Source organism: Nocardia sp. XZ_19_231 (assembly GCF_015355705.1).
Lineage (GTDB): Bacteria > Actinomycetota > Actinomycetes > Mycobacteriales > Mycobacteriaceae > Nocardia > Nocardia salmonicida.
The window spans coordinates 118,519-138,686 of record NZ_JACUZI010000005.1 but is presented as its reverse complement, the minus strand read 5'-3'; the positions used below and the strand labels follow the sequence as shown (position 1 = coordinate 138,686).

Annotated in this window: 20 protein-coding genes; 10 read left to right on the top strand and 10 right to left on the bottom strand. The window is 67.9% G+C overall.

Annotated features, from left to right (window positions below):
• Nucleotides 1-5: 5 nt before the first annotated feature.
• The 4 genes from IBJ82_RS22640 to IBJ82_RS22625 are packed head-to-tail and all read left to right on the top strand — an operon-like array spanning nt 6 to nt 3,619.
• The gene (locus IBJ82_RS22640) at nt 6-1,436 is read left to right on the top strand and encodes an aldehyde dehydrogenase family protein (protein ID WP_194827976.1); all 1,431 of its coding nucleotides are present in this window, start codon (nt 6-8) and stop codon (nt 1,434-1,436) included.
• Between the two features lie 10 nt (nt 1,437-1,446).
• A complete protein-coding gene (locus IBJ82_RS22635; RefSeq protein ID WP_194827975.1) occupies nt 1,447-2,274 on the top strand; it encodes a TauD/TfdA family dioxygenase in 828 nt (275 codons plus the stop codon).
• The gene (locus tag IBJ82_RS22630) at nt 2,271-3,014 is read left to right on the top strand and encodes an SDR family NAD(P)-dependent oxidoreductase (RefSeq protein ID WP_194827974.1); all 744 of its coding nucleotides are present in this window, start codon (nt 2,271-2,273) and stop codon (nt 3,012-3,014) included. The genes IBJ82_RS22635 and IBJ82_RS22630 overlap by 4 nt, the downstream gene beginning before the upstream one ends.
• Entirely contained in the window at nt 3,011-3,619 is a 609-nt protein-coding gene (locus IBJ82_RS22625) for a carboxymuconolactone decarboxylase family protein (protein ID WP_194827973.1), read from the top strand. Before IBJ82_RS22630 ends, IBJ82_RS22625 begins: the two co-directional genes overlap by 4 nt.
• A gap of 7 nt (nt 3,620-3,626) precedes the next feature.
• On the opposite strand, the gene IBJ82_RS22620 is transcribed toward IBJ82_RS22625, so the two are convergent.
• Nucleotides 3,627-4,343 (bottom strand): enoyl-CoA hydratase/isomerase family protein, encoded by a 717-nt coding sequence (locus IBJ82_RS22620; RefSeq protein ID WP_194828421.1) that lies wholly within the window; start codon nt 4,341-4,343, stop codon nt 3,627-3,629.
• Nucleotides 4,344-4,433: 90 nt separating this feature from the next.
• Here IBJ82_RS22620 and IBJ82_RS22615 point away from each other — a divergent pair, with 90 nt between their 5' ends.
• The 4 genes from IBJ82_RS22615 to IBJ82_RS22600 are packed head-to-tail and all read left to right on the top strand — an operon-like array spanning nt 4,434 to nt 9,700.
• Entirely contained in the window at nt 4,434-5,978 is a 1,545-nt protein-coding gene (locus IBJ82_RS22615) for an AMP-binding protein (protein WP_194827972.1), read from the top strand.
• Nucleotides 5,975-7,018: an enoyl-CoA hydratase/isomerase family protein gene (locus IBJ82_RS22610; RefSeq protein WP_194827971.1), complete on the top strand. Its 1,044-nt coding sequence runs from the start codon at nt 5,975-5,977 to the stop codon at nt 7,016-7,018. The genes IBJ82_RS22615 and IBJ82_RS22610 overlap by 4 nt, the downstream gene beginning before the upstream one ends.
• A gap of 1 nt (nt 7,019) precedes the next feature.
• On the top strand, nt 7,020-8,321 hold the full coding sequence (locus IBJ82_RS22605) for a CoA transferase (RefSeq protein WP_194827970.1): 1,302 nt from the start codon (nt 7,020-7,022) through the stop codon (nt 8,319-8,321).
• Nucleotides 8,321-9,700, top strand: coding sequence for an amidohydrolase family protein (locus IBJ82_RS22600; protein ID WP_194827969.1), 1,380 nt, complete (start codon nt 8,321-8,323; stop codon nt 9,698-9,700). Before IBJ82_RS22605 ends, IBJ82_RS22600 begins: the two co-directional genes overlap by 1 nt.
• Here IBJ82_RS22600 and IBJ82_RS22595 read toward each other — a convergent pair.
• Together IBJ82_RS22595 and IBJ82_RS22590 are read right to left on the bottom strand one after the other, a co-directional pair.
• A complete protein-coding gene (locus IBJ82_RS22595) occupies nt 9,691-10,869 on the bottom strand; it encodes a beta-ketoacyl synthase N-terminal-like domain-containing protein (protein ID WP_194827968.1) in 1,179 nt (392 codons plus the stop codon). The two genes, IBJ82_RS22600 and IBJ82_RS22595, sit on opposite strands and share 10 nt — an antisense overlap.
• Nucleotides 10,866-12,056, bottom strand: coding sequence for a Zn-ribbon domain-containing OB-fold protein (locus tag IBJ82_RS22590; protein ID WP_194827967.1), 1,191 nt, complete (start codon nt 12,054-12,056; stop codon nt 10,866-10,868). The genes IBJ82_RS22595 and IBJ82_RS22590 overlap by 4 nt, the downstream gene beginning before the upstream one ends.
• 223 nt (nt 12,057-12,279) lie before the next feature.
• Here IBJ82_RS22590 and IBJ82_RS22585 point away from each other — a divergent pair, with 223 nt between their 5' ends.
• Both IBJ82_RS22585 and IBJ82_RS22580 read left to right on the top strand, forming a co-directional pair.
• The gene (locus IBJ82_RS22585; RefSeq protein WP_194827966.1) at nt 12,280-12,480 is read left to right on the top strand and encodes a hypothetical protein; all 201 of its coding nucleotides are present in this window, start codon (nt 12,280-12,282) and stop codon (nt 12,478-12,480) included.
• Nucleotides 12,481-12,560: 80 nt separating this feature from the next.
• A complete protein-coding gene (locus tag IBJ82_RS22580) occupies nt 12,561-13,370 on the top strand; it encodes an alpha/beta fold hydrolase (protein WP_228537600.1) in 810 nt (269 codons plus the stop codon).
• Nucleotides 13,371-13,433: 63 nt separating this feature from the next.
• Here the strand turns inward: IBJ82_RS22580 and IBJ82_RS22575 are convergent, their stop codons facing one another.
• From IBJ82_RS22575 to IBJ82_RS22545, 7 genes are read right to left on the bottom strand one after another with little or no spacing between them, the layout of a single operon-like run.
• On the bottom strand, nt 13,434-14,582 hold the full coding sequence (locus tag IBJ82_RS22575; protein WP_194827964.1) for an acyl-CoA dehydrogenase family protein: 1,149 nt from the start codon (nt 14,580-14,582) through the stop codon (nt 13,434-13,436).
• A 16-nt stretch (nt 14,583-14,598) separates the two neighbouring features.
• Nucleotides 14,599-15,744: a thiolase family protein gene (locus IBJ82_RS22570; RefSeq protein ID WP_194827963.1), complete on the bottom strand. Its 1,146-nt coding sequence runs from the start codon at nt 15,742-15,744 to the stop codon at nt 14,599-14,601.
• A 17-nt stretch (nt 15,745-15,761) separates the two neighbouring features.
• Nucleotides 15,762-16,598: an enoyl-CoA hydratase/isomerase family protein gene (locus IBJ82_RS22565; protein ID WP_194827962.1), complete on the bottom strand. Its 837-nt coding sequence runs from the start codon at nt 16,596-16,598 to the stop codon at nt 15,762-15,764.
• Nucleotides 16,598-17,818, bottom strand: a complete 1,221-nt coding sequence (locus tag IBJ82_RS22560; RefSeq protein ID WP_194827961.1) for a CaiB/BaiF CoA-transferase family protein — start codon at nt 17,816-17,818, stop codon at nt 16,598-16,600. The genes IBJ82_RS22565 and IBJ82_RS22560 overlap by 1 nt, the downstream gene beginning before the upstream one ends.
• Nucleotides 17,818-18,585 (bottom strand): SDR family NAD(P)-dependent oxidoreductase, encoded by a 768-nt coding sequence (locus IBJ82_RS22555; RefSeq protein ID WP_194827960.1) that lies wholly within the window; start codon nt 18,583-18,585, stop codon nt 17,818-17,820. The genes IBJ82_RS22560 and IBJ82_RS22555 overlap by 1 nt, the downstream gene beginning before the upstream one ends.
• Nucleotides 18,586-19,764, bottom strand: coding sequence for an acyl-CoA dehydrogenase family protein (locus tag IBJ82_RS22550; RefSeq protein ID WP_194827959.1), 1,179 nt, complete (start codon nt 19,762-19,764; stop codon nt 18,586-18,588). It lies immediately after the preceding gene.
• A 14-nt stretch (nt 19,765-19,778) separates the two neighbouring features.
• On the bottom strand, nt 19,779-20,087 hold the full coding sequence (locus IBJ82_RS22545; RefSeq protein ID WP_194827958.1) for a hypothetical protein: 309 nt from the start codon (nt 20,085-20,087) through the stop codon (nt 19,779-19,781).
• Nucleotides 20,088-20,168 lie beyond the last annotated feature (81 nt).

Here is a 20,168-nt window from a genome sequence, read left to right as displayed (position 1 = left end):
AAATCATGCGTGAATATCTGAAGTTCTATATCGACGGACAGTGGATCGACCCCGCCGAGCCGCGCACCATGGATGTGGTGAACCCGGCCACCGAACAGGTGTGCGGCACCGTGGCTGTCGGCACGGCGGCAGATGTGGACCGTGCGGTCGCCGCCGCGCGCGCCGCCTTCCCCGGCTGGTCGAGCACCGATCCCGCGCAACGGATCGCGCTGTTGCGCGCCGTCCTCGCCGAATATCAGAAGCGCGCCCCCGACCTCGGGGCTGCGCTCATGGAGGAACTGGGGGCACCGGCCGCCCTGGCCAACGGATTCCAGGTGGATCTGGGGGCGGGCCAGCTGAGCACCACGATCGAGATCCTCGAACGGTTCCGCTTCGACGAACAGCGCGGCGCCTCGCTGATCGTCAAGGAGCCGATCGGGGTGTGCGCCCTGATCACCCCCTGGAACTGGCCGCTGAACCTGATCGCGGTGAAGGTGTTCCCGGCGCTGGCCACCGGTTGCACGATGGTGCTCAAGCCCTCGGAACTGTCACCGTTCACGGGGCAGATCTTTGCCGAGATCCTCGATGCCGCAGGCGTTCCCGCCGGGGTGTTCAACCTGGTGCAGGGCGACGGCCTCGCCGTCGGCGTGCCGCTGACGAGTCATCCCGACGTCGACATGGTCTCCTTCACCGGGTCGGTCAGGGCGGGCATCGACATCGCGCGCAACGCGGCGGCCGGGGTCAAACGGGTCACCCAGGAGCTCGGCGGCAAGAGCCCCAACATCATTCTCGACGACGACGCCTTCGCCGAGAACGTCGGCAAGGGCGTGGTGAGCATGATGCTCAACTCGGGCCAGACCTGTAGCGCGCCTTCGCGCATGCTGGTGCCGCATGCGCGGATGGCCGAGGCGATCGAGGTCGCCCGTGGCGCGGCCGAGGGGGTCACCGTCGGTGATCCGAAGGGCGAGTTCGCCATCGGCCCCGTGGTGTCGGGTGCGCAGTTCGACAAGATCCAGTCGCTGATCCAGAAGGGCATCGGCGAAGGCGCGACACTGGTGGCGGGCGGGCCGGGGCGGCCGGAGGGCCTGAGCACCGGGTACTTCGTGCGGCCCACGGTCTTCGCCGAGGTCACCAACGACATGACCATCGCCCGCGAGGAGATCTTCGGGCCGGTCCTGACGATCCTGGGCTACGACGATCTCGATCACGCCGTCGACATCGCCAACGACACCGACTACGGGCTGGCCGGCTTCGTCGCCGGCACCGATCTGGCACAGGCGCGTGCGGTGGCCCGCCGGATCAGAGCGGGGTCGGTCTCGATCAATGACGGGTTCGACTTCGAGGTCCCCTTCGGCGGATACAAGAAGAGCGGCAACGGCCGCGAGTGGGGCGAATTCGGCTTCCATGACTACCTCGAGATCAAGGGCGTACTCGGGTACGCACCGCCGGAAGGATGAGGGGCGCGCGATGCCAACCCTTGCCACGAAGAGGCTGAGCGACGCGGTAGGCGTCGAAGTGCTCGACGCCGACATCGACAGGCTGCTGACCGATCCCGATATCCCCGCGGCGTGCATGGCGGCTCTCGAAGAGCACGGCGTCCTACTGTTTCGCGAACTGCATATCGGCGACGAGGCGCAGGCGGCGTTCGGGCGCCGCCTGGGCGAGCTGGTGCAGTTCCCGCTCTACGCGAATCCCGATGTCATGCAGATCAGTTTCGACCCGGACAATCCGAACGCCGAATACTTCGCCAGCAACGATTTCTGGCACCTGGACGGGGCGCTGGACGCCATCCCGGCGAAGGCGTCGATGCTCAGTGCCCACGTGATCGCCACCGAGGGCGGCGAGACCGAGTTCGCCAGCACCTACGCCGCCTATGACAATCTCTCCGACACCGAGAAGCGTGATTTCGCCGAACTGCGAGTGATCCATACCTTCGAGGCCATCCAGCGGCTGACCTACCCGGACCCCACCGCGGAACAGCTGAGCGAGTGGGCCTCGCGGACGGTCCGCGAACATCCACTGGTGTGGGAGCACGAAACAGGGCGTCGCTCACTGGTTTTCGGGGCGACCGCTTCGCACGTCCTCGGCATGGACACCGGAGCGGGCCGCGCATTGCTGGCCGAACTCCAGCAGCGGGCCACCGCCCCTGATCATGTTCTGCGCCACGCCTGGTCGGTCGGCGACCTGGTGATCTGGGACAACCGCGGCCTGGTCCACCGGGCCTGCGCCTTCGACCGGCGCGAACCTCGCCGGATGCACCGCACCACCCTGCGGGGCGAGGAGGCGATCAAATGAGTTCTCGCACAGCCGTTGTCACCGGCGGCGCCTCCGGGATCGGCGGTGCGATCAGCACCCGGCTGGCCGCGGACGGCGCCCTCGTCGCCATCTTCGACATCGACGGTGCCGCGGCCGAGGCGGCCGCGGCGGAGATCGAGAACTCCGGGGGCAAGGCCATCGGCCTGCCCGTCGATGTCACCGACCGCACGGCCATCGATGCCGGTCTCGCCGAAGTACGCGCCCGCCTCGGCCGCCCGACCGTGCTGGTGAACAGCGCCGGACTGACCCTCGAAGGCCCGTTCCTCGACATCACCGCGGCGGCCTGGAACCGGGCCCTGGCGATCAATCTCACCGGGACGTTCGACTGCTGTCAGGCGGTGATCCCGGACATGATCGAGCAGGGCTGGGGCCGCATCGTCAATATCTCGTCGTCGAGTATCCACAGTGGCGCAGCCGGTTTGGCGGGCTATGTCTCGGCGAAGTCGGGCGTGGTCGGCCTGACCAAGGTATTGGCGCTCGAATTCGCCAAGCGGGGGATCACGGTGAACACCATCCCGCCGGGATTCATCGACACACCGATGCTGCGCCGGACAGTGGAGCGCGGGTTCATCGACGTCGACGCCCAGATCGCGCGCACCCCGGTCGGCCGGATCGGCACTCCCGCCGATGTCGCCGCCACCTGCGCGTTCCTGGTCAGCGAGGAAGCCGGCTACCTCACCGGCCAGGTCATCGGCGTCAACGGCGGGCGCAACACATGACCGCGACCGACGATCCAGCGCAACCACGCATCTCGCCTCTTCCGACGGCGGAATGGTCCACCGAGATGACCACCTTCCTGGCCGGCTTCCGCACCGCCGCCGCCACCGGGACCGAGCCGTCCGGCGGCCGCCAGAGCGGCGCCAATCTCCTGGGCACCCTGGCCAGGTATCCGGCGCTGGCGAAACCGTTCTTGACCTTCACCGGCCATTTCCTGTCCGGCTCCACGCTCACGGCCCGGCAGCGCGAGCTGCTCGTGCTCCGGGTGGCAGCGGTCCGGCGTTGCGGCTACGAGTGGGCACAGCACGTGATCCTGGCAGCGGGCGCGGGGCTGGGACCCGAGGAGATCACCCGGATCTCCGAAGGCCCGGCCGCACCGGGGTGGTCGGCGACCGATCGGCGGTTGCTCACCGCCGTCGACGAACTGCTCGCCGACGGCGTGGTGCGCGACGACACCTGGAACGCCCTGGCGACCGAGTTCGACGAACACCAGCTGATGGATCTGGTGTTCGTCGTCGGCACGTACACGATGCTCGCGATGGCCCTGAACTCGTTCGGGGTGCCCGCCGAAGCCGCGCTGGTTCCGTTTCTGCCCGCCGACGGGTGATCGTGGGTTAGGTGCGCCGATTGAGTACCGCGTCAGCGGCGACCCAGTGCTCATCGGCCACCCACAGGCGCGCGAAAGCGTCGACGGCCTCCTGTGCCGACACCCCGGCGACGACTCGCTTGATCTCGCCGGCCTGCGCGGTCGCCAGCGATCGGGCCGCCGCGCGCCAGCCCGCCTCGAAATCGGCCCGTGGCAGCACCCGGTCAACCAGCCCCAGTCGCTCGGCTTCGGCCGCCTCGAGAATGGTCCCGGCACCCGCGAGCAGCAATGCCCGACTCTTGCCGACCAGGGCGGCGAGCCGCTCGGCACCACCCCAGGCGGGCATGATCGCCAGGGCGGACTGGTTGAATCCGATCTTGATGTCGTCGGCGGCGATCCGGATGTCCGCGGCGACAGCGACTTCGGCACCGCCGCCGAGCGCGTGCCCGTTCAGCGCGGCGATCACCGGGGCGGGGAAATTCGCCAGCCGGTCGCAAATCGACCGCATCCGCCACGCCATCGCCGCGGCCTGTTCCTCGGTGCGCAGCGCGCTCAGTTCTTTCAGGTCGCCGCCGGAGACGAACGCTCGGTCACCGGCTCCTCGAATGACCAGGGCGCGGGCGCCTTTCGCCTTGTCGAGTGCGTCATCGAGCTCGTCCATGGTGCTCGGCGCGATGGCGTTGCGGGCCTGTGGTCGATCGATCGTGATGACCGCGACACCCTCATCCAACTCGAGGTCGACCATCTGAGATTCTCCCATCGCGAGATTGTCATTCTTGATTTCAGAGAATAACATCATCGCCGCAGGACCTCGGATCGGGCATTGGAGTCTCACGTGCGCAGCATTCCCGCCGACTTGATCGAGCATTACCGAACACAGGGGTGGTGGACCGGCGAACCTATCGGCGAGATGTTGACGCGCGGTCTCGCCGCCGCACCGGACACCGAGTTCCGGGTGCACTCGGCCGAGCGCCCCTGGTCGGGGACCTTCGGCGAGGTCGAGCATCGGGCTCGGCGACTCGCCGCCGGCCTGCGTGCTCGCGGAGTCGGTCCCGGCGACGTCGTGGCATTCCAACTGCCCAACTGGATGGAGGCCGCCGCGACCTTCTGGGCATCGGCCTTCCTCGGCGCTGTGGTGGTGCCCATCGTGCACTTCTACGGCCGCAAGGAACTCACCTACATTCTCGAGGCGACCGCACCACGGGTGTTCATCGGGGCCGAGCGGTTCGGGCGACTGGAGCACCAGGCCGATCTGTGCGCCGACATCCCGATCGTCGGCGTCGTGGGACGCGACTTCGACGAACTGCTCGCCGATGATCCGATGCCCGGATTCCTGGCGACCGATCCGGCGGGCCCCGCGCTGATCGCCTTCACCTCGGGGACCACCAGCGCACCCAAAGGCGTGGTGCACAGCCACGAAACCCTCGGTCACGAAACCCGACAGCTGGCCGCCTGGTACCCGCCCGAACGCGGCAAACAACTCACCGCGGCCCCCGTCGGGCACTTCATCGGCATGGTCAACGCCTTCCTGATTCCGGTGCTGGACGGCTCACCGGTGAATCTGACCGATGTGTGGGATCCGGAGCTCGTTTTGGCGCTGATGCACAGCGACGGACTCACCGTCGGCGGCGGCGCGACGTATTTCGTCACCAGCCTGCTCGACCATCCCGATTTCTCCGACGCGCATCTGCCCCGGATGAAGTACGCGGGTCTGGGTGGGTCATCGGTGCCCGCGGCGGTCACGCGTCGGCTCGACGATCTCGGCATCACGGTCTTTCGCTCCTACGGCAGCACCGAGCACCCATCGATCACCGGGTCGCGGGTCACCGCGGCATCGGACAAACGCCTGTTCACCGACGGCGACGTCCTCCCCGGCGTGGAGATCCGATTGGCCGAGGACGGCGAAATCCTCAGTCGCGGACCGGAATTGTGCCTCGGCTACACCGACGACGCCTTGACCGCCGCCGCCTTCGACGCCGACGGCTGGTACCACACCGGCGATATCGGCGAACTCGACGCGGACGGGTACCTCACCATCACCGATCGCAAGGCCGACATCATCATTCGCGGCGGCGAGAACATCAGCGCCCTCGAGGTCGAGGAGATCTTGCTGACCATGCCCGGGATCGCGGAGGCGGTCGTCGTCGCCGCGCCCGATGCCCGCCTCGGCGAACACGCCGCCGCCGTGGTGCGGCTGCGCACGGGCCACCTGCTGCCGACCATCGCCGAGATGCGGGCACATTTCGACCGGGCCGGTGTCGCCAAACAGAAGTGGCCGGAGGAGTTGCACCAGGTCGAGGACTTTCCACGGACCGCGAGCGGCAAGGTGCAGAAGTTCCACGTCCGACGCACCCTCGCCGACCGGCAACCGAGTCGATGAACGATCCGCTGCTGGACGACGGGCTCGCGCTCTCGGAATCAGGAGCGCCGACTAGACCGCTCATCGTGCTCGAACTCGACGACCTAGGCGCCGCGTCCCCCGAGTCGGTGCTCGCGACGGCCACTCGAATCCGGGAGTCGACATCGCTCGTCGTCGGGGTCCTGCGGCGGCCACCTTCCGCGGCCATCGGGCCCATCCTGGCCGCCACCACGCTGACCTTGACCGACCGACCGACCCAGGCCCTCCGTTCAGAGGTGGTCTGCGTGGCGAACATCGATGCCGCCCTTGCGACGTTGCGTGCCGCTGTCGCCCGCTCGCCGCGGGCCGCGCTCGTCTGCGGCCATCTGCTTCGCGCGAGAATCGAACGCGACACAACGCCCGCGCTGGCCGCTGAGGCCGCGGCCTACTCGATGCTGCTCGCCGGCCCCGAATTCGCTCGATGGCTCGTCGAGCGCGGGCCCGTGAAGCCCGCACCCGCCACCGATCGCCCCCTGGTTCGACTGCGGCGCAGCGCGGACCACCTGTCGATCGTGCTGGATCACCCGCAGCGTCGCAATGCGCTGAGCACGCGGCTTCGGGAGGAACTTCTCGCCGCCGCGCAGGTGGCAGTCGCGGACTCGCGTATCGCGACGATCGAACTCAGCGGCAACGGCCCCGCATTCTGCAGCGGTGGTGATCTGGCCGAATTCGGCTCGGCGACAGACATAGTCGCCGCGTACCTGGTGCGACTCGATCACGCACCGTGGCGGGCGCTCGATCGCATCGCCGACCGTCTCGTCGTCCGCGCCAACGGCCCGTGCATCGGTGCGGGCGCCGAGATCGCCGCGTTCGCGGGAACGGTCACCGCGACCCCGGATACGTACTTCTGTTTCCCCGAGGTGCGGATGGGCTTGATCCCCGGCGCGGGCGGCACCGTCAGCGTGCCGCGCCGGATCGGCCGCTGGCGCGCCGCATGGCTGATGCTGACCGAACAGCGACTCGACGCCTCCGCGGCACTGGACTGGGGCCTGATCGATCAGGTGACCGGTGCGGAGCGCTGAGATGCGATCAGATCCCCAGGCGGACAACCGAACACCACACGCCGTGGTGGACGAGTGGATCCGCACCCTGACCACCCATACAGTCCCCGACGACTTTCCCGCCGACCTGGACTGCCCTGTGCTGGCCTGGGCTGGTTCCGGTGCGATGGCGCTGACCGGCCACGATGCCGCGCCGGTCCTGTCCCCCGCACCCGCCTACAGCCTGCTGCGTGCAGCGCTGCGCGCGCTGTCGTGGATCACCGACGATCTCGGCGACCGCGTCGACCTCGACCCGGCGGTCGCGTTGACCGGCAGAGCGCGACGAGCGGGACTACGGCGAACGGGGCGCCGGTCGGCGAACGGCGCGAGCAGGTTGCTTCGTACCGCCGACGGCTGGTGCGCCCTCACACTGAGCCGCCCCGACGACATCGACGCCGTCCCCGCGATTCTCGGCGGCAGTGTCGACGGAGATCTGTGGACCGCGCTCGAGGCGGCAGCGGCACTCTCATCGGCGGCCGACCTGGTACAACGAGCACAACTGCTCGGCGTTCCGGCATCTGTGCTCACCACGCCGCGAAAAGTGCTGCCATGGCGCGTTTCTCGCATCGCCACACCGGTCGCCGCGCGCACACTGCGTGGACTCGTCGTCGTCGATCTGTCATCGATGTGGGCCGGGCCGCTGTGCGCGCGAATACTCGGTCTGGCCGGCGCACGGGTGATCAAGGTGGAGGGTGCGCATCGGCCTGACGGCACCCGCGTCGGTGATCCTCGGTTCTTCGACTGGCTGCACGCCGGACATGAATTCCGCACCATCGACTTCCGCTCCGAGGCGGGCCGGAAAGCCTTGGGAGAACTGCTCGATTCGGCCGATATCGTGCTCGAGGCGTCCCGTCCACGGGCGCTGGCTCAACTCGGACTCGCACCCGAGGATCGCCCGCACCGCGACGGCCAGATCTGGTTGAGCCTCACCGGTTACGGCCGATCCGATCCGATGCGGGTGGCCTTCGGCGACGACGCCGCGGTCGCGGGCGGTCTGGTCGGCCGACACAAGGGCGAGCCGGTCTTCTGCGCTGACGCGATCGCAGATCCGCTCTCGGGTATCTGCGCTGCGCTGGCGGTGGCCTGCGCACGCCACAGCGGCGGCGGCGTGCTGATCGACCTGTCCATGCAAGCCACGGCGGCGGCTTTCGCGGCCGCGCCGCCGATCACGCACGGACCGCACTCGGTTCGCGGACACGGCGACGACTGGATCGTGGAATGCGCACAGACACAGCGCCGCAGCACCGTCGCCGCACCCGCGCCACTGTGGTCGGGTGATGCCTGATGCTCATCCGACGGGCTCGGATCTTTGGGACCGAGCACTCCGATGTTCGGTGGCACGGTAGGTCGATCACCCAATGTGGAACCGGGCTACGACCACTTCCCGGCGAGGACGACATCGACGCGGGCGGCGGGTGGCTGCTGCCCGGCCTGCACGACCACCATGTGCACCTGCGTTCCCTCGCCGCGTCCGCCGATTCACTCCAGCTCGGCCCACTGGCGATCCACACCGTCGACGATCTGGCGGTTCGGCTGCGGCGGGCGGACGCGACCTTGCCGAAGGGGGTGTGGATCCGCGGCGTCGGCTACCACGAGTCGGCAGCTGGGGAGTTGGACCGATGGGCACTCGATCGCTTGATCCCGGGGCGTCCGGTCCGTATCCAACATCGCTCCGGCGCCCTCTGGACGCTCAATTCGCGTGCCTGCGCAGCGGTAGAGCTGGAGCGCTGCATCCAGCCAGGGGTGGAACGCGACCTCGACGGCCGGGTCAACGGCAGACTCTGGCGGATGGATGCCTGGCTCGGTGCCCAGATCGCCACCCGGCCCATCGATCTCACCACGGTCAGCGCGCGCGCCGCGGCACTGGGGATCACCGGCGTCACCGACGCTACTCCCGGCCTGCGGCAGACCGATATCGACGATTTCGCCCGTGATGTGGCCAGTGGCCGTATTCAGCAACGAGTTCACTGCATGGCACCGCCCGCCATCACCGCCCCGGGAATCCTGCGGTTCTCCCTGGGGCCGACCAAGATCCTGCTCGACGACACGGCCCTGCCGACCCTCGATCAGTTCATCGCCCGCATCCGCGAGATCCACGCCGCGGATCGATCGGTGGCGGTGCACTGCGTGACCAGGGTCCAACTGATTCTGACGATGACCGCCCTCGACGGCGCGGGCGTGCGTCGCGGCGATCGCATCGAGCACGGTGCGATCATCCCGGTCGAGGCGATGGCGTGGTTGCGTGCGAACCGGGTACCGGTGGTGACCCAGCCGCATTTCCTGGGCGAACGAGGTGACCAGTATCGGCGTGAAGTGCCCACCGACGATCGTCCGGATCTGTGGCGGCTCGGGTCACTGCTGGAGGCGAGGGTGGGCGTGGCCGCAGGCACCGACGCCCCGTTCGGTGGCGCGGACCCGTGGCGGCTCGTCCACGCCGCCGTCGACCGAGATTCGGATCGCGATGTGGCCGAGCGCCTTTCACTTCAATCGGCGGTGAGCCTGTTCATCGGCCGACCCGAACGGCCGGCCGCGCCGCGCACCATCGCACCCGGCGAAGTCGCCGATCTGACGCTGTTGGCGGTGGCACCCGAGGACGTGGCCGCGATCCTGCCCAACCCGCCGATCGCGGCCACCGTCGTCGACGGACGGATCATCTACGGCTGAGAGGTGCCTCGAGCGTCCGGCCCGGCCAGGATCGTCACAGCCGCCACCGCGGTCGGACCACCGATGGAGTGCGCCAAGCCGATTCGCGCTCGATCGACCTGGTTCACCGCATCACCGCGCAACTGCTCGAACAGCTCGACGCACTGAGCGACACCCGTGGCGCCCGGCGGATGCCCCTTCGACTTCAAGCCACCGCTCGGATTCACCGGTAGCGCGCCGCCGACGCTGGTGACTCCCGCTTCCACGAGCTTGTGGGCCTCGAACCGGTCGGCGAAACCGAGATCCTCGTAGCTCATCAACTCGATGCCGGTGAAGAAGTCGTGCACCTCGGCGACGTCGATATCCGACGGCGTCAACCCAGCCATCCCGAAAGCTTGCTTGGCCGCGCGGACCGTGGCGGGGAAGGTCGTCATGTCCCGCTTGTGCTGGTGCATCACCGAATCCATGCCGAGTCCCACCCCCTGAATCCATACCGGGCGATCGGTGTAGCGATCCACCACGTCCTCGGCGGCGAGCACGAGAGCTGCCGCTCCGTCGCTCTGCGGCGCGCAATCGTAGAGCCCGAAGGGGGTGACCACCGTCGGCGCCGCGAGGGCTTCCTCGATGCTGATCTCGAAGCGTAACCGCGCCTTGAGATTTCGAACGCCGTGCTTGTGATTCTTCACCGCGACCATGGCCATGTGCTCACGGGTGGCAGGCGATTCGTGCAGATACCTGGCCACATGCAGCGCGAACCCGGCAGGCGCGACCAGCCCGAGCGGATAGTCCCATGCCATATCACGGGTCATCGCCTCCCACTCCCACAGCATGTCCTTGGATGCAGACTCGCGCAGCTTGTCCGCGCCGACCACCAGTGCGACGTCGATAGCACCGGAGGCGATGCCGAGCAGGGCGTTGCGGACCGCGTCGTGCCCAGTTGCACAGGCGTTTTCGACGCGGGTCACCGGAATGTCGGGCAGGCCGAGGGTATCGGCGAGAATGCCGGAGGCGAACCCGTCGGCGGTTCCGAGCTCGCCGAACCAGGCGGCCTGGATATCGGACTTGCGCAAGCCCTTGTCGATGCTGCGCGCGCAGTCGGCGAAGGCCATCGGCACGAGATCTTTGATACCGAGCGCGAAATGCTCGGCGAAGGGCGTCATTCCGGCGCCGACGATGGCAACTCTTCTCATGCTGCCGACTCCTGTCGTTCGAGGGTTTCCGGTTCGAATGCGTAGCCGTAGTCCGGCACTCCTGACCGCACAGCCACGCGCCGCAGCACCATGCGACCACGGTCGCCGATGGCCACCGAACCCGGTTCGGCGCTGGTCACCTTCACCAGCGCGCGCACACCGACCTCGTCGAGTTCGACGATGACCAGCGAATACGGCGTCTTCAGCCCCGGCACCGGCACATGCACCGTCACCGACGTGTAGACGACGGCGGTCCGCGGCAACGGCACCAGGGTGTAGTCGGTGCGCAGCGCACCGTCGTCGTCGACCCGATACCGGGGCGGGAAATCCAGTTCGTCGGTGTCGGCATGCCGACCGGCGACCCAGCGAACTTTCGCCTCGAAGGCGCGCTCGTAGGCGGCAAGGGAGATCGGGATGTCGGCACCGGGCACGAACGTGGCCAGGGGTTTCCCGCGCGGCTCCGGTTCATGCCGATGCACCGGCACCACGCCGGCCGAGACCGTGACAGCGGACAGACTCCCCTGCTCCACGCCGACCAGCGGGCCCGCCTGCCCCGCTTCCACCATCGCCGCCAGCGCGAACAATCCAGAACTCGCGCCCAGCGTCGGCAGCGGCGGCGGGGTGCCGACACACAGATCGGCGGCCTGTTCGTGATCGACGCCTGCCACCGCGACGGGGGTGTCGAGCCAGGACGCGGCCAGTGACCCGAGCAGTCCACGTTCACGCAACAATCGGGGGTCGCCGTAGTCGTGCACGACGCCGGTGGCGTAGCGAGCCCGGACCGGCAGGCTCCGGGCGACACGCGCCACGGTCCGCACCTGCAACCCCCGTTCGCCCGTGACCGCGGCGGCCGCACCGGCCGGATCGAGGTCGACGCCGATCACCAGAGTCCGCGGCCGCGCCGAGCCGAGGGCGTCCAGGGTCGCGGGTGCACCACCGAGGCGTTCGGTCACCTCGAGTTCGGAATCCAAGCCCAGACCCGCCAGCAGCACCGCGGCATTGCCGCCTTCCAGCAGCGGGAGATCCCGGCTGACCAGCACCACGTGCTCCACCCCGACCCCGGCGGCGATCGCGGCCCGGCCCGCCTCGACCGCGAGTGTGATCGCGTCTTCGTCGTCACCGGATACGCGCTGTTCGGCGGTACCCCAGCACGGCAGATAGGTACCGACCGAAGCGATCAACGGCATCGTGCTCTCCCGACCTAGATGGTAATCTTATTCTCATATTAGAGAATGAGTTCTGATCGCAACCCCGATTCGATCACATTGCGGTGTCGCAACCCGACACTACCGCAGCTTCAATGAAGCGGAAATGCCCTCTTCCGGCAACCCTAACCGCATGTCATTGCCCTCTCTTGCGCGTAAATCAGCCGCGAGAGTATGGTTCTCCCATATTGAATGGAGAGTCTCCTTGATCGAGATGTATCCCCCATCGCCATCGCCGATCACCGGCGGCGTCACCATCGCACAGCGCCTGCGCGCGAGGTTCTTCCATTACGCCAAGGCGGTGCTGCCCGACATGACGATCGCCGCCTGCGCCGTCCTGGTCTCCGCGGAGGCCGGCCATCTCACCGCCGTGCCCGCCCACTGCGAAAGCGACCCGAAGCTATGACCAGTGCCGGGTCCGACCTGGTGCGGCTACCGCACGACTTCCCGATCAGCTCCCACACCGTCGATATCGACGGTGTCCCGATGTCCGCGCTGCTGGCCGAGGCCGCCGACCCCCGTGCCGTCATCATCGCGGTACACGGGGGCGTGACGACCTCCGCCTACTTCGACTGCCCCGGACATCCCCGGCTGTCGCTGCTGCGGACCGCACCCGCGCTCGGGTTCACCGTGCTCGCGATCGACCGCCCCGGCTACGGCAGTTCGGCGCCGCACGCGAGGGAAATCGCACCGGCCGCCCGACGCGTCGACCTCGCCTATGGCGTCGTGGAGCGGATCCTCGGGACGCGGCCCCGCGGCGCGGGGCTGTTCGTCCTCGCGCATTCGGCCGGGTGCGAGTTGGCTGTGCGCATGGCCGCCGACGAGCGCGGCGAGACGTTGCTCGGTGTCGAACTGGCGGGCACCGGCCGAGAACACCATCCCGATGCCATCAGTAGCCTGACGGCAGGGGGACCCGGTCGAGGCGACCGACTGCGCGAACTGCTCTGGCAGCCCAGCCATCTGTATCCCACCGAGATCTTCGGCGGTGCGGCGATCGCGTCACCCGGCCCCGCCTATGAAGCCACTGTGATGCCACGGTGGGCGACGCACGATTTCGCGCGCCTCGCCGCGAAAGTCGGCGTTCCGGTCCAGTTCACCGTGGGCGCCTACGAGAGGGTATGGCGCACCGACTCGATTGCGCTGGGCGAGGTGGCCGCCCTGTTCACATCCGCGCCGCGCGTAGTGCTCAACGAGCAAGCCGACAGCGGCCACAACCTGAGCATGGGGCACTCGGCGACCGCGTATCACCTCAGGGTCATGTCCTTCATCGAGGAATGTGTGATCGCGCGCCGATGACATTCTCGGTCAGCGGGATCTGCCCCACGACAACGGTGGTCGTGGGGCAGAGGCGCTCACCCCTTACAGACCGAGGGATTTAGCGATGATCACCTTCATGACCTCGCTGGTTCCGGCGTAGATGCGGGCCACCCGCGCATCGGTGTAGAGCCGTGCGATCGGGTACTCCGTCATATAGCCGTAGCCACCGAACAGTTGCAGGCAGCGATCGACCACCCGGCCTTGCATTTCGGTGGTGAACAGTTTGACGCGGGCGGCGTCGGGGCCGGACAGTTCGCCCTCCACCAGATCGAGGACGGCACGATCCACCATGGTCTGCGCGGCCTCGAGCTCCGCCGACATCGCGGCGAGTTCGAACTTGGTGTTCTGAAACGACGAGACCGGTTTCCCGAAAGCCTTGCGCTCTTTGACGTAGTCGATCGTCGCGGTGATCGCGGCCCGCGCCTGGGCGACCGAGCCGACAGCGACCGTCATCCGTTCCTGCGACAGATTGTTTCCGAGGTAGCCGAACGCCGCACCGTCGGCACCGAGCCGATTCGCCGCGGGAACCCGCACAGCGTCGAACGACAACTCGACGGTGTCCTGCACCTTGCACCCCATCTTGTCCAGCACCCGCCCGCGCTCGAATCCGGGCATACCGTCCTCGACCACCAACAGTGTCAGACCCGCGCGCCGGTTGTCCGGGTCGGTCGAGGTCCGCGCCACCACGATCACCAGGTCGGCGAGCAGGCCGCCGGTGATGAAAGTCTTCGCGCCACTGAGCAGATAGTCGTCGCCGTCGCGAACGGCAGAGGTGCGCATGCCGGCCAGATCGGAGCCGGTCCCCGGTTCGGTCATCGCGATGGCGGTGAGCAACGTACCGCTCGCGAGGCCGGGAAACCAGCGTTCGCGTTGCTGCTCGTCGGCGTATTCCAGGAAGTAGGGCAGGATGACGTCGAGTTGGGTGCGCACCGTGCTCAGGGTCACCAGTGCGCGCCCCGCTTCCTCCTGCAGGACGGCGTTGTAGCGATAGTCCCGCAGCCCCGCTCCCCCGTACGCCGACGGGATGGCGACGCCGAGAATACCGAGCGCACCGAGCTTTTCGAAGATCTCTCGCGGCATCTGCCCGGCCTTTTCCCACTCGGCGTAGTGGGGAACGATCTCCTTCTCGATGAATTCCCTGGCCAGCCCGCGGAAAGCTTCGTGGTCCTCGGTGTAGATGTCTCGGCGCACCGATGTCTCCTTGTGGTCAGGCTGCCAGTTCGACGATGGTGGCGTTGGCGGTGCCGCCGCCCTCGCACATCGTCTGCAGGCCGTAGCGAATTCCGTTGTCGCGCATGTGATGAACCATTCGGGCGAGTAGGCCCGCTCCCGAACCGCCGAGCGGATGACCCAGCGCGATCGCACCGCCGAGCGGATTGACCAGTTGTGGGTCGGCGCCGGTTTCGGCGAGCCAGGCCAGCGGTACCGACGCGAACGCCTCGTTCACCTCGAAGACGCCGATCTCGGAGAGATCCAGACCGGCTTTGCGCAAGACCTTCTCGGTCGCCGGGATCGGACCGGTCAGCATCAGCACCGGGTCGGCACCGGTGACCGCGCCCGCGCGGTAACGCACCAGCGGTGTCACCCCCAGCTCGCGGGCGCGCTCCGGTGTCGTCACCAGCACGGCGGCGGCACCGTCGGAGATCTGGGACGAATTGCCCGCGTGGATCACGCCGTCGTCCTGAAAGGCCGGTTTCAACCTGGCGAGGGTCTCGGGGCTCGTCCCGCGGCGCACGCCTTCGTCGGCGGTCACCGTGGCACCCTCGGTGTCGACGGGCACGAGCTGTGCGTCGAACGCGCCTCGATCCTGGGCGACGGCGGCCAGCTCGTGCGAGAGCGAGGCGAACTCATCGAGCCGATGCCGCGTCAGTCCCCACTTCTGAGCGATCAGCTCCGCGGAGATGCCCTGGTTGAACGAGAAATCCGGGTAGCGCGCAAGGGCTTTCGGGCCATACGGGGACCCGCCGGCTTTCGCCGATCCCAGCGGTACCCGGCTCATCACCTCCACCCCGCCCGCCACGACGACGTCCTGTTGACCCGACATCACCGCCTGCACAGCGAAATCCACTGCCTGCTGGCTCGAGCCGCAGGCCCGGTTCACCGTCGTGCCGGGGATGCTCTCCGGCCATCCGGCGGCCAGCACCGCGTAGCGCCCGATATTGCTCGACTGGTCACCGACCTGGGAAACACAGCCCCAGATCACGTCATCGATGACGGCCGGGTCGATCCCGGTGCGCTCGATCAACGCGGTGAGCACTACCGCGGACAGGTCCGCCGGATGGATCCCCGACAGGCCGCCGTTGCGTTTGCCCCACGGCGTGCGCACCGCTTCGACCACTACTACCTCACGCATCGCGATCTCCATTCGAACTAGTCATGGTTGTCTTCGGTCTGCCGGGCGAGCGCCCAGCGGCCGGTGAACTCCGGTTCCCGGGCGGCGGCGAACGCCGCGAACGCCTCCGGTGCGTCGGCGGTCGCGAAGTTGACCCCTTGTGCGCGAGCCTCATTGGCCAGTGCGTCGCGCAGGGTGCGGTCGGCGCCCTCGTTCAGCAGCGCCTTGGTCTGGGCCAGCGCGACGGGTGGTCCCGCGGCCAGCCGTTCGGCGAGTTCGACGACGAAGGCATCGAGCTCCGGCTCCGCGACGACCCAGGTCACCAGGTTCAGTGCGTGCGCCTGCGTGGCGTCGATCGTCTCGGCCATCAGCGCCAGCCGCTTGGCCTGTTGCAGCCCGACGAGTTTGGGCAGGAGCCAGGACCCGCCGAGATCGAGCGACAGCCCGCGGCGGGTGAAGATCTGCGAGAACCGCGAATCCGGTTCCGCGACCACCAGATCGCAGCCCAGTGCCAGATTCCAGCCCGCCCCGACCGCCACCCCGCGCACCTTGGCGATGGTGGGAATCGGCAACTCGTGCAGCAGCAGCGCGACCTCGGTGAGCGCGCGCAACTTGTGGATCGGATGACTAGGGTCGGGTGTAGAGATATCCGCACCCGAACAGAACGCCCCGCCCGCACCGGTGAGCACGAGCGTGCGGACGCCGCGATCACGGCCCGCCGCGTCCAGCGCCACGCGCAGCGCCGCCCACAGTTCCCGGTTGATCGCGTTCTTGCGACGCGGGCGATGCAGGGTCAGCGTGCGCACCCCGTTCCGGTCTTCGGACAGCAGTACCTGCTCGTCGAGCCCGTCACTGTCCTTGCCCCCCACCGTCATCAGGGCACGGCCGAGGTAATGAGACCGTGCAGGCGCAGCAGTCCGATCTCGTCATCGGTGAGGCCGAACTCGGCGAGCACGGCGTTCGTGTGTTCGCCGAGCGCGGGCACCGCACCCATAGGCGGTTCGAACCCGGTGATGATCGGCGGCGGTAGCAGCGCCGGGATCGGCCCGACCGGGGTGTCGATCCGACGCCAGCGATCACGGTCGGTCAACTGGGGATGGACCAGCACTTCGCTCGGGGTGTTATAGCGGGCGTTGCCGATGCCCGCGGTGTCGGCGGCCTGCTGGAGGAAGGCCAGGTCGTGGCGGGCGCACCAGGCGCTGATCTCGGCGTCGAGCACCTCGCGGTGGCGAACCCGGTCGGGATTGGTCCGAAACCTCGGATCGACGGCGAGGTCTGGTCGCCCCAGCAGTTCGCGCGCGAACCGTTGCCATTCCCCGTCATTGGTGGTGCCGAGCACCACGGTCTGCCCGTCACCGGTCGGGTACGCGCCGTAGGGCGCCACCGCGGGCGAACTCATGCCCAGTGGCTGCTGATCGACGCCAGAGTGCCGGGTGTAGATGAGCTGGTAGCCCATCACCTCGGCCATCGTGTCGAACAGGCTGACACTTACCGCCGCGCCCCTGCGACCTCGCTGTTCCCGCGCCGACAGCATGGCCAGGATCGAGATCGCCGCGTACAGACCGGCGCAGACATCGGCGACCGGTGGACCGGGTTTGGCGGGCGCGCCCGGTAGCCCGGTGACGGCGCACACCCCCGATTCCGCCTGTGCCAGTAAGTCGTACGCGCGTTTGCCCGAGAGCGGACCACCGGCGCCGAAGCCGTCGATCTCGACCGCGATCAGGTCGGGATGCTGTTGCGCCAGGTCGGTCGGTGTGATGCCGAGCCGAGCGGTCGCGCCGGGGGCCAGGTTGGAAACGAGCACGTCGGCGTGGTCGAGCAGCAGGTGCAGCACTTCCATTCCGGCCGACGATTTCAGGTTCAGCGCCACCGATTCCTTGCCCCGATTGACCCAGACGAAGTGCGCCGCGAGGCCGTCGACCACATCGTCGTAATGGCGTGCGAAATCGCCGCCGTCCGGGTTCTCGACCTTGAGCACCCGTGCCCCGAGATCAGCCAGGGTGCGGGTGCACATCGGCGCGGACACCGCCTGTTCCAGCGCCACCACGGTGACACCGGCCAACGGCGCCGGGTCCGTCGCCGCGTGTGCGGCCATCACATCACCATGCCGCCGTCGACCGGCAGCACCTGCCCGGTGACGAAGGAGGCCGCATCCGAGGCGAGGAACACGAAGGCGCCCGCCACCTCGTCCGGTTCCGCCCAGCGCCGCAACGGGATTCGGTTCAACATCTGCGCGGAGAACTTCTCGTCGGTGCGCAGGGTGCTGGTCATCGGGGTGGCCGCCAGCGGGGCGAGCGCGTTCACCAGGATCTGCTTGCGGGCCAGCTCGCGCGCCAGGGATTTCGTGACGCCGATGATCCCGGCCTTGGCCGCGGAGTAGTTCACCTGGCCGAGCGTGCCGACGATGCCTGCCGAGGAGGTGACGTTGATGATCCGGCCGGTACCGTCGGTCGCCAGTTTCGCCAGCGCGGCCTGGGTGCAGCGGAATGTACCGAGCAGGTGGATGTCGAGCAGTCGCAACACCGATTCCTCGGTGGTCTGGGCGAACATGGCGGGATCGGTCACGCCGGCGTTGTTCACCAGAATGTGCAGGACTCCCCCGGCCAGCTCCGCCGCCGCGGCGACCGCGACATCCGCGGACGCTCTGTCGCGCACGTCGAGGGCCGCGCTGCGGGCGATGCCGCCCTCGGCCACGATCTTCTCGGCGACCACGGCCGCGGCGGCGCCGTCGACGTCGGTGACCAGCACCGAGGCGCCCGCGGTAGCCAAGGCCCGCGCGACCGCGGCACCGATGCCACCTGCCGCGCCCGTGACCAGTGCCGATCGACCGGTCAGATCGAAAAGTGTTGTCTTGTCAGTCATTCAGTAGCTCCTCGGCATTCCCAGCGTGTGCGATCCCAGGTAGTTCAGGATCATTTCCTGACTGATCGGCGCGATCTTCATCACGCGCGCCTCGCGGAAGTAGCGGGCGACGTTGTACTCCTCGGCGTAACCCATCCCGCCGTGGGTTTGCAGCGCGCGATCGGCGGCGGTGAAACCCGCCTCCGCGCACAGATATTTGGCGGTGTTCGCTTCACGACCGCACGGCTGGCCGTTGTCGTAGAGCCAGGTGGCCTTGCGCAGAACCAGCTCGGCGGCGTCGAGATGGGTCAGCGAGTCGGCGAGAGGGAACTGGATGGCCTGGTTCATCCCGATCGGCCTGCCGAAGACTTCGCGGTCACCCGCGTAGCGCACGGCCCTGTCGAGGGCGACCCGGCCGATGCCGAGCGCTTCGGCGGCGATCAGCATCCGCTCGGGATTCAGTCCGTCCAACAGATACTTGAAGCCCATTCCCTCTTCGCCGACCCGATCCTCGACCGGAATCTGCAGATCGTCGATGAACAGTTCGTTCGAGGTGACGGCGTTGCGACCCATCTTGGCGATCGGCCGGATCTCGACTTTGGTGCGGTCGAGATCGGTGAGGAACAGCGTCATCCCGTCGGTCTTCTTCGCGACGTCGTCGTAGCGGGTGGTGCGGGTGAGCAGCAGGATCTTCTCCGACTCCATGGCCTTGGAGATCCACACCTTGCGCCCGTCGACCACGTAGTGATCACCCTCGCGCCGGGCGAAGGTACTGATCCGGGTGGTGTCGAGGCCCGCACCCGGTTCGGTGACCCCGAAACATACGTGCAGATCACCGCTGACAATGCGCGGTAAGGTCCGCCGCTTGAGCTCCTCGGATCCGTGCACCACCACCGGATGCATGCCGAAGATCGACAGATGAATCGCGCTGGCGGCGTTCATCCCGCCGCCGGAGCGCGAGACCTCTTCGAGCAACAGCGACGCTTCGGTGATCCCTAGACCGTGCCCGCCGTACTCCACCGGAATCGTGATGCCGAGCCACCCGCCCGCCGCGATCGTGTCGTAGAACGCCGTCGGGAACTCGTGCGCCTGATCGCGCTCCATCCAGTACTTGTCGTCGAACTTCTTCATCAGCTCGGCGACCGAGTCGCGGATCAACTGCTGATCCTCGCTCAGCGCGAAACTCATCCCGCCGGACATAGGCGATTCCCCCATCAGTCCGAGGCAGGCAGCGCTTTGGCCGCCTTGACCGTCATCGGGTCGCCGTCGCAGCTCAACGCACCGGTGCCCGCCGCGATGCACAGCACCTCGACGTGCTCGGCGGCGTCCACATACCGCTTGCCGATCAACGTGACCGGCGCACCGTCGGCCACGACAGGCCGGGCGCTCGCCGCGGGAACCATCGGACTCGCGCCGCAAGCGATTGCGGGCGTCCGGTTGGCCGGTACCCGGATCACGACGACCCTCGTACCGCAGACGGTGCTCGCGAGTTGATCACCGGGACGCAGTGGCACTGCGGTCATGGTGGATCTCCCTTCCTGAGGTTAACATCGCTCTCTCTCAATGAAAACTAGCTTCTCTCTCAGCGAGAATCAATGATTCGT

What these genes read in the sequence shown, in the direction of transcription:
- IBJ82_RS22640 (WP_194827976.1), top strand. Translation starts at nt 6, where the DNA reads ATGCGTGAATATCTGAAGTTCTATATCGACGGACAGTGGATCGACCCC.
- IBJ82_RS22635 (WP_194827975.1), top strand. Translation starts at nt 1,447, where the DNA reads ATGCCAACCCTTGCCACGAAGAGGCTGAGCGACGCGGTAGGCGTCGAA.
- IBJ82_RS22630 (WP_194827974.1), top strand. Translation starts at nt 2,271, where the DNA reads ATGAGTTCTCGCACAGCCGTTGTCACCGGCGGCGCCTCCGGGATCGGC.
- IBJ82_RS22625 (WP_194827973.1), top strand. Translation starts at nt 3,011, where the DNA reads ATGACCGCGACCGACGATCCAGCGCAACCACGCATCTCGCCTCTTCCG.
- IBJ82_RS22620 (WP_194828421.1), bottom strand. Translation starts at nt 4,343, where the DNA reads ATGGTCGACCTCGAGTTGGATGAGGGTGTCGCGGTCATCACGATCGAT.
- IBJ82_RS22610 (WP_194827971.1), top strand. Translation starts at nt 5,975, where the DNA reads ATGAACGATCCGCTGCTGGACGACGGGCTCGCGCTCTCGGAATCAGGA.
- IBJ82_RS22605 (WP_194827970.1), top strand. Translation starts at nt 7,020, where the DNA reads ATGCGATCAGATCCCCAGGCGGACAACCGAACACCACACGCCGTGGTG.
- IBJ82_RS22600 (WP_194827969.1), top strand. Translation starts at nt 8,321, where the DNA reads ATGCTCATCCGACGGGCTCGGATCTTTGGGACCGAGCACTCCGATGTT.
- IBJ82_RS22595 (WP_194827968.1), bottom strand. Translation starts at nt 10,869, where the DNA reads ATGAGAAGAGTTGCCATCGTCGGCGCCGGAATGACGCCCTTCGCCGAG.
- IBJ82_RS22590 (WP_194827967.1), bottom strand. Translation starts at nt 12,056, where the DNA reads ATGCCGTTGATCGCTTCGGTCGGTACCTATCTGCCGTGCTGGGGTACC.
- IBJ82_RS22580 (WP_228537600.1), top strand. Translation starts at nt 12,561, where the DNA reads ATGTCCGCGCTGCTGGCCGAGGCCGCCGACCCCCGTGCCGTCATCATC.
- IBJ82_RS22570 (WP_194827963.1), bottom strand. Translation starts at nt 15,744, where the DNA reads ATGCGTGAGGTAGTAGTGGTCGAAGCGGTGCGCACGCCGTGGGGCAAA.
- IBJ82_RS22565 (WP_194827962.1), bottom strand. Translation starts at nt 16,598, where the DNA reads ATGACGGTGGGGGGCAAGGACAGTGACGGGCTCGACGAGCAGGTACTG.
- IBJ82_RS22560 (WP_194827961.1), bottom strand. Translation starts at nt 17,818, where the DNA reads ATGGCCGCACACGCGGCGACGGACCCGGCGCCGTTGGCCGGTGTCACC.
- IBJ82_RS22555 (WP_194827960.1), bottom strand. Translation starts at nt 18,585, where the DNA reads ATGACTGACAAGACAACACTTTTCGATCTGACCGGTCGATCGGCACTG.
- IBJ82_RS22550 (WP_194827959.1), bottom strand. Translation starts at nt 19,764, where the DNA reads ATGTCCGGCGGGATGAGTTTCGCGCTGAGCGAGGATCAGCAGTTGATC.
- IBJ82_RS22545 (WP_194827958.1), bottom strand. Translation starts at nt 20,087, where the DNA reads ATGACCGCAGTGCCACTGCGTCCCGGTGATCAACTCGCGAGCACCGTC.